Origin of the sequence: Salipiger sp. HF18 (assembly GCF_011806505.1) — a bacterium.
Classification (GTDB): domain Bacteria; phylum Pseudomonadota; class Alphaproteobacteria; order Rhodobacterales; family Rhodobacteraceae; genus Salipiger; species Salipiger thiooxidans.
Genome location: NZ_JAATOS010000678.1, coordinates 1 through 1772, shown reverse-complemented (window position 1 = coordinate 1772; position 1772 = coordinate 1). Strand labels below are relative to the sequence as shown.

The 1772-nt window shown below is 73.4% G+C and carries 2 protein-coding genes; both read right to left on the bottom strand.

Features of this window, described 5'->3' with window-relative positions:
- Window positions 1-451, bottom strand: a 451-nt coding sequence (locus HC022_RS25785; RefSeq protein ID WP_167454284.1) for a M20/M25/M40 family metallo-hydrolase, incomplete at its 3' end; no start/stop codon positions are given.
- Between the two features lie 88 nt (window positions 452-539).
- Window positions 540-1670, bottom strand: coding sequence for an alanine racemase (locus tag HC022_RS25780; RefSeq protein WP_167454283.1), 1131 nt, complete (start codon window positions 1668-1670; stop codon window positions 540-542).
- Between the last annotated feature and the right edge of the window lie 102 nt (window positions 1671-1772).

Genomic DNA, 1772 nt, shown 5'->3' with positions numbered 1-1772 from the left:
CGCCCACGTCCGCGACGAACAGCAGGTCGGCCTCGGTCTCGATCCCTGCCGCGTCAAGCGCACGGGCGAAGGCGAGCAGCGCCCCCAGCCCCTGCGTGTCGTCGCCGACGCCCGGCGCGAAGAGCCGCGTGCCCTCGCGCCGCACGGTGACGTCGGTGCCTTCGGGGAAGACCGTGTCGAGATGGGCCGAGACCACCACGATGCCGCCGTTGCCGCGCCCGCGGCGCAGGCCGGTGACGTTGCCGATGCCGTCGAGCGCCACGTCCTCGAGCCGGTACCCGGCCAGCATCCCGCGGAAGGCCTCGGCCCGGCGCTCTTCCTTGAGGGGCGGGGCGGGGATCTCGGTGAGGGTGACGATCTCGTCCACGTAGCGGGCATGCCCGTCGCGCAGCGCGTCGCGGGCGGCGCGGAATTGCGGGTGGGCGAGGATCGCCGCGATGTCGTTGGTCATGGTCTTCCGGTCCCTTGTCTTGATCGTGTCCTGATCGGGTCCTGCTCGTGTCGTGCCCGGGTGGTCGCCGGGGGCGGGCCGGAGGCGCTTACCAGCCGCGCATGATCGGCCAGTCTTCGACGATCTCGCGGCCGCCGTCGGTGACGGCAAAGCTCGCGTGCATCGCGACGGCGGCGCAGGCGTGGTTGGGGTAAATGCGCAACAACGTACCGACCGGCAGGTCCGGAAGCGTGGCGGTGCTGCCCTCGCGCAGGGCAAGCACGCCGTGCTCCTGGCTGACGCCGCGCACCACGAGATCGCCGAAGGGCTGGCCGTCGATGTCGGCGACGAGCCCGTAGCCCTGGTCCACCGGCATCCCGGCGGTGCCGTGATCCTTGGAGAGCGCCATGAAGCCCGAGTCGGTCAGGATCCAGCCCCGGCGCGGCTGGTGGCCGATCACCGTGGTGACGACCGACAGCGCGATGTCGTCGATGCCGCCGACGCCGAGCCCGGCCATCATCAGGTCCGACAGCGTGTAGACCCCGGCGCGGACCTCGGTCACGCCAGTGAAATCCTGCGCGAAATGGGCGCTGGGCGTGGAGCCGATGCTGACCACCGGGCAGGGCAGGCCGGCGGCGCCGAGGGCTTCGGCGCAGCGCACCGCCGAGGCGCGCTCCTGCGCGGCCATGGTCATCATTGCACCGGGGGTGAAGGCGCGGTAGCTGGCGCCGCCGTGGGTCAGCACGCCGCGCAGTTCGGAGCCCGCGTGCAGGATGCGGCCGATCTCGACCAGCGCCGGGTCGCCGGGGGCGAGGCCTGCGCGGGCGTCATCGCAGTCGATCTCGATCAGCGCGGGGATCGGCGCGCCCGCGGCCTTCGAGGCGTCGACCACGGCGCGGGCCTGCGCGACGCTGTCGAGGATCACCACCAGATCGACGCCGGTCGCCCGCAGCGCCGCCACCCGGGGCAGCTTGGCGGGCGCGATGCCCACCGCATAGACAAGGTCGGTGCAGCCGGCGGCGGCAAAGGCCTCGGCCTCCTGCAGGGTCGAGACCGTGGCGGGGGAGGTCATCTCGCCGAGGATGCGGCGCGCGGCGGGGACCGACTTCACCGTCTTCAGGTGCGGCCGCAGCGCGACCCCAAGCCCTTCGACATGGGACCGCATCCGCGCGAGGTTGCGGTCCATCCGGGCGCGGTCGAGGGCAAGGAAGGGGGTGTCCTTCTCGGTCAGGCTGGGCATGGTCTCTCCTGTCTCGGCGGGGGCTTCGGGCCGTTTATCGGCCCCGCCCCCCCCGCCCGCCCCGCGGGGGGGGGGGCCGGGGGCCCGTAACCCGCCCCCGGC